The organism is Mesorhizobium sp. M7A.F.Ca.CA.001.08.2.1 (assembly GCF_003998455.1).
GTDB classification, from domain to species: domain Bacteria; phylum Pseudomonadota; class Alphaproteobacteria; order Rhizobiales; family Rhizobiaceae; genus Mesorhizobium; species Mesorhizobium ciceri.
In genome coordinates this window covers 1-6413 of the sequence record NZ_RZPW01000336.1, presented here as the reverse complement: position 1 = coordinate 6413, position 6413 = coordinate 1, and the positions used below count along the sequence as shown (strand labels likewise).

Here is a 6413-nt window from a genome sequence, read left to right as displayed (position 1 = left end):
CGACTGACCTATTCCGAGCTTTTTCGGGCGGTCGAGGCATTGGCCGGCTGGATTGAAGCCGTCGTTCCCGACGGAAATGCGGTTGGAATACTTCAGGCCAACTCGGTCTGGTACACCGTTGCGATGCTGGCCGGCATGGCATCCGGTCGGCCGTCAGTGCCGCTTAACGTGCGAGATCCGGACTCGCGCATCAACGAAATCGTCGCCGACGCGAGGCTCTCCGCCATAATTGGCGACAAAGGCCTCCACGGCCTTGATCTGCCCCAGCACGTTGCCTGGATCGATATGGCGCAATCATTGCAGGCAACGCCCCATCCAGCTGCACACCGTGTGGTTTCTGTCGATGCACCGGCAATCGTGCTTTATACCTCCGGCAGCACGGGCCGCCCCAAGGGGATTGTCAACAGCCAGCGGAACTTGCTGTGCCGAGTGCAGCAATATGTCGATGCGTGCCACATCAATGCACAGGATGTATTCCTGCCTCTGACCGGCCCGGCAACCATCGCCGGCTGTCGGGAAATTCTTGCCGCTCTTCTCACGGGTGCCACGTTGCAGCTTGTGGAGGTTGAAGCCGTCGGCCTGCGCGCGGTTCGCGGCCGCATGCAATCCGAAGGCGTGACGATCACCTATCTGGTGCCGGCATTGCTTCGCGCTCTCTTGGCGGATGAACCCGCGGACGCCTTTGGTTCGCTCAGAGTTGCCCGAATTGGAGGCGAGAAGGTATCTTCGGCCGACATCCGCCTCGTGCGCAAGGCTGTCCCGCCAAATTGCCTGGTGCAGATCGGCTATTCATCGACGGAAACGACGGGATCGCAGTGGTTCTTGCCGCACGATTGGCCGGAATTCGATTCTTCGGCTCCCGTCGGCTGGCTGCTTCCGGGAATCAGCTTCGCAGTGGTCGATGAAGAGGGTTACCCGGTTCAGCCCGGCAAGATCGGAGAACTGTTGATCAGAAGCCCGTATGTCGCGCTTGGACATTGGGAAAACGGGGCCGTTGTTCCGTTTGAAGTAGACCCCGGCGACCAGACGCTTCGCATCTTTGCGACGGGCGATCTTGTGCAAATCGGGAGTGACGGCCTGCTGCGGATCATAGGCCGCAAAGGGCGCCAGATAAAGGTCAATGGGCGGCGCGTTGAGCCGGCCGAACTCGAACGGGTTCTGCGTGGCGCGCCGTCGGTGAAGGATGCCGTGGTTATCGTCACCCCGGCGAATGAACTGGTTGCATTCGCCGTACCGCACAGCGGAGCGGGAGCCAGTTTTTGCGACGAGCTGCGCCAACTTGCCAGGACAAAATTGCCGCCGGCGCTTTGCCCGTTGCGACTCCATGCAAGCGCCGAGATACCGCGACTGCCCGGCGGAAAGATCGATATGACAACGCTGGCTGCAATTGACCTTTCGGTTCGGGAAACCACGCCCCCACCGCAAATACCCCATGCGGGACATGAAGTTCCTGCTCATCAGATCGTACGGCGTGCCTGGACCAAGGTCCTCAAGACGCGGGTCGCCCTGGGCTGTTGGGACGAAGCGGGGGGAGATTCGCTGAAGCTGCTGCACTGCGTCATGGAAATCGAAAGCGCGATCGGGCAGGAGCTCGGATTGGAAGCCTTCACGGTTGGAATGAGCTTCGATGAGATGGTTGCAGCGGTCATTTCTGCTCAAGGAGGCGGCGAGCACGCGCCCGCTTGGAAACACGAGCCTCCGCTGCTTTTCCTTTTCCCCGGGTCGGTCGGCTATGGTCCGAGCCTTGCTTCGTTCGCATCGGCAATAAGCAAGGTCGCCAGGGTGTCTCCCATCAGATATCCGGCCCTGGGCATGATCCTGCAAGGTCAAAACACCGTCGCCGCAATGGTCGAAGCTGCAATCGATCATATCAACCGCGTGCAGCCGACCGGCTGTGTTCGCCTGCTTGGTCACTCGCTCGGAGGAGCGGTCGCTTTTGAGGTTGCCGCGCGTCTGCTTGATCAAGGGCGAGCGGTAGCGTTCACGGGCATTCTGGATACCAGCCTGGTTGGCGAACGCAGCAAGCGTTGGGAGACGATTACCCGGACATTTCACCGGATCCGGACCAATCGTATATCGGCTAGTCGAGTGGCATGCCGCGCGCTTGCCAAGGTCGCGGTCAAAATGCACTGCGAATCCCGGCTTTCCAGCTTCCTCGACCGCTATGCCGAGGGTCAGTTCAACCCGACGAGCTTCAGAACCAAACTGGAACTGCAGGAAGTTCTGCGCGCGCGCGCCTTCTTCCAGTGGCTCACAGAACCCAGGCCGATACTGCCGATCACCGGCACCTTGTTCCGTTGCGCGCGGCCCGGAATGCCGCTTGCACTTGGGTGGGATCGGGCATTCGTCCATCTGGACGTCATTCCGATCGCCGGCACTCACATCGACATGGTCGTGGAGCCTCATCTGACCATCAATCGCCCGCTCATCGAAAACGCTGTGACAGAGACCTACTCTTCAATCGAGTCACAGAAACGGGAGGCAGTGTCATCGACCTGATCGGGGAATTCAGCAGCGATGTGCTGGCGCTCGATGCCCGGCTGGAGATCGATCGCATCGTTGAGACCTTGCGCGAACAGGTTCTCGGCACACAACGGCGCCGCGGAGTGGTTGTCGGGCTCTCCGGAGGCATCGACAGTTCGGTCGTCGCAACGGTCTGCGCACGCGCGTTCGGCAGGGACAAGGTACTGGGCCTGTTCATGCCGGAGCGCGATTCATCCGGCGACTCGTTGAGGCTTGGCCGCAGCGTCGCCGGGCAGCTTGGCATCGACACAATCCTTGAGGATATCCAGCCGGCGCTCGAGGGCATCGGCGCCTACGCCCGACAGATGGAGGCCATCCGAACTGCCGTCCCTGGATATGGCGAAGGCTGGAAATGCAAGCTGGTCATGGCATCGGTGCTGGAGAGCAGCGGCCTTAATATCACGCGCCTCACCGTCGAGGATCCGGACGGAAAGATCGACACCGTGCGTCTTTCGCCGGCGGCTTACCTGCAGATCGTCGCTGCAACCAACTACAAGCAGCGGGTTCGCAAGATGACTGAATACTATCATGCGGACCGCCTCAACTATGCAGTGGCAGGCACGCCAAACCGGCTCGAATATGACCAAGGCTTCTTCGTCAAGCAGGGCGACGGCGTCGCCGACGTGATGCCGATCGTCCATCTCTACAAGACCCAGGTTTATCAGCTGGCGGAATATCTCGGGATTGACGAGGAGGTCCGAACGAGGCCGCCGACCACGGACACGTTTTCCATGGCGCAAACCCAGGAGGAGTTCTACTTCGCCTTGCCCTATCAGCTGATGGATTTGTGCCTCTACGGCATGAATCACGGAATTTCGGCCGGCGTGGTTGCCGCCGCCGCCGGCCTGACGGCCGAGCAGGTCGAGAAGGTCTATAAGGATATCGTCAGCAAACGCCGCGCCGCCCGCTACCTTCACGCACGGCCGCAGCTGTCCGCTGCGATGGACAGGGATTGACCCCATGTGCGGCATCGCCGGAATTGTGGCGCTGAACGCGACTGCGGAGCCTCCTTCACGAGCCGCGCTTCTACGAATGGCAGCCGCGCTCTCCCATCGAGGCCCGGACGAGAGCGGCGTTTACCGCGACAGGCGGGCGGGGTTGGCGCATACCCGTCTGTCGGTCATCGATCTCTCGACCGGACAGCAGCCCCTCGCCGACACCGGCGATACCACCTGGATCGTGTTCAACGGCGAGATCTTCAACTACGTCGAGCTGCGTGAACAACTCACGGCGCTGGGGCATCGTTTCCGCACCCGCAGCGATACCGAGGTCATCGTGCACGCCTACCGCGCCTGGGGCGTGGCCGCGTTCGAGAGGCTAAACGGGCAGTGGGCACTCGCCATCTGGGATTCGCTGACAGGCCGCCTCGTCCTGTCGCGCGACCGGTTCGGCATCTGCCCGCTGCATTTGTGCGAACATGCTGGCCGCCTTCACTTCGCCAGCGAAGTGAAGGCCATTTTCGCAGCCGACCCGGCGATACCGCGGGCCTTCGATCCGGCGGGGATAGACCAGACTTTCACGCTGTGGACGGTCGTACCGCCGCAAGGCGTATTTCAGGGAGTGAAGGAACTTACCCCCGGCCATGTACGCATCTACGACAATGGCAGCGTTCGTGAGCACGCTTTCTGGAAACCTTGCTATCCCGAGATCGCGGACCAGGCCCATGGCACTTTCACCGGCTCACTGGACGATGCGGTGGACGAAGTGCGCAGCGCCTTGCAGGCCGCGACGGCGCTTAGAATGGTCAAGGCGGATGTGCCGGTTGGCTGCTACCTTTCCGGCGGGCTCGACAGCTCACTTGTCGCCATGCTCGGGAGGCGCTTCGCCGGCGCGCCATTCCAGACCTTCTCGTTGCGTTTTGCTGACGCCGAATATGATGAAACCCGTTACCAGCGGCTGGTTGCAAGTGCGAGCGGCGGCGAGCACCACGAGGTGATGGTTTCGCGCGGTGATATTGCCGAGGTTTTCCCAGATGTGATCCGTCACGCCGAGCGTCCGATTCTCAGGACCGCGCCGGCGCCGTTGTTCCTTCTCTCGAGACTGGTGCGCGAACATGGCATCAAGGTCGTCCTGACCGGCGAGGGCGCCGACGAGATGTTTGCCGGCTACGACCTGTTCCGTGAAGGCAAGGTCCGCCGTTTCTGGGGGCGGCAGCCCGCATCCGCCCGACGCGCGCGACTGCTGGAACGCCTCTACCCCTATCTGAGCCGGTCGCCGGTCAAGCAGCAGGCGATGGCGCGCCAGTTCTTTGGACACGATATCCATGCATTTGGCGCGCCCGGCTTCGCGCATGACACCCGCTGGCGCACCACCAGCGCCATCAAACGGCTGTTCTCGGCCGGCATGCATGCCGAAGCGGCGCGTCACGACGTGGTGGCGGACCTGCTTGGCCGCCTGCCCGAAGAGTTTCCACGATGGGGTCCTCTCGCGCAGGACCAGTACCTTGAGATCAGGACACTGATGTCGGGCTACCTGCTCTCCTCGCAGGGTGACAGGATGCTGATGGCCCATTCTGTCGAGGGGCGCTTCCCGTTCCTGGACGACAGGCTCGTGGCGTTGGCGAATTCGCTCCCGCCCGACTACAAGCTGCGCATTCTGGATGAGAAACACGTGCTGAAGCGTGTGGCGAAATCGATCGTGCCCGCGGAAGTCGTGGCCCGCAAGAAGCAACCCTACCGGGCGCCCAACGCACTTTGCTTCACGGGCGATGGCGCACCCGCCTATGTCCGCGAAGCACTCTCCGAGACTGCCCTGCGCGCGGCGAATGTCTTTGATCCGAACTCGGTCGCGCGCCTGCTGGACAAATGCGCTGCCAAGACCGGCGATGGGGATCTGTCCAACTCGGACAACATGGCGTTGGTCGGCGTGCTGTCGACGCAGCTCCTCCATCAGCAGTTTGTCGCAAGCCGCCCATCGAGCGCGCATGCGGTCGACCTCAGGATAGACGTCGATCACCTGCACAGGGAAGAGGTGCTGGTATGATGCATGGCGCCGTACCTCTGCTGGACGATTACCTCAGCCATTCGGCCGAACGGCTCGGCGACAAGATAGCGCTGGTGTGCGGCGAGCACCGGCTCACCTATGACGAGCTTGAGACACGCTCCAGCGCGGTCGCCCGTCATCTCGTCACGTCCGGGGTCGCCCCCGGTGACCGCGTTATGATCTTCGCCGACAACACCGTCGAGACCGTGGTCAGCTTCTGGGCGGTTCTCAAGGCGAGCGCCGTTGTGTGCGTCGTCAATCCGCTCACTAAGAGCGACAAGCTGGGGTATTTGCTCAACGATTGCCTTCCGGCAGCATTGATCACCGACAAACATTTGCAGCCGGTCTTTGCTGAGCCGGCGCGTAACTGTCCGTCGCTGCGGCGGCTCATCGTCTCCGGTCAGGTGGACGACGCCGAGCTCCGGGGATTGCCGCATGCCGTGCGCTGGGATGAGGCGGCTGCCGGCCACGGCAAAGCGCCGGCCCGCCGCCGCATCGATATCGATCTCGCAGCCATCATCTACACGTCGGGCTCGACCGGCGAACCCAAAGGCGTGATGCTGACACACAGGAACATGATGGCAGCCTGCACGTCTATCGCCTCGTACCTTGAGCTTGGCGAAGACGACGTGATCCTCAATGTCTTGCCCCTGGCCTTCGACTACGGCCTCTATCAGATGATAATGGCGTTCCGTACCGGGGCGCGGTTGGTCCTCGAGCGCTCGTTTGCCTTCCCCGCACAGATACTTGCGATCATCGAAAGGGAGAGAGTTACAGGCTTTCCCGGCGTGCCGACCATCTTTGCCGCGCTGTCGGATCTCAGGACGCTGAAGGCAAATGATTTTGCAAGCATAAGGTATGTCACGAACACGGCGGCAGCCCTGCCGCTTAAGCACATTCGCCTGCTC

4 protein-coding genes are annotated in these 6413 nt (G+C 61.8%); all 4 read left to right on the top strand.

Annotated features, from left to right (window positions below; translation table 11 throughout):
- The coding region (locus EN914_RS19780; RefSeq protein WP_127389213.1) for an AMP-binding protein at positions 1 to 2499 on the top strand (2499 nt) is incomplete at its 5' end.
- The gene (nadE, locus tag EN914_RS19775; protein ID WP_032898949.1) at positions 2496 to 3479 is read left to right on the top strand and encodes an NAD(+) synthase; all 984 of its coding nucleotides are present in this window, start codon (positions 2496 to 2498) and stop codon (positions 3477 to 3479) included. The genes EN914_RS19780 and nadE, both read left to right, overlap by 4 nt.
- Before the next feature lie 4 nt (positions 3480 to 3483).
- On the top strand, positions 3484 to 5505 hold the full coding sequence (gene asnB / locus EN914_RS19770) for an asparagine synthase (glutamine-hydrolyzing) (RefSeq protein WP_024502423.1): 2022 nt from the start codon (positions 3484 to 3486) through the stop codon (positions 5503 to 5505).
- Positions 5502 to 6413 (top strand): AMP-binding protein (locus tag EN914_RS19765; RefSeq protein WP_164778809.1); only part of this gene is annotated, 912 nt, incomplete at its 3' end. The genes asnB and EN914_RS19765, both read left to right, overlap by 4 nt.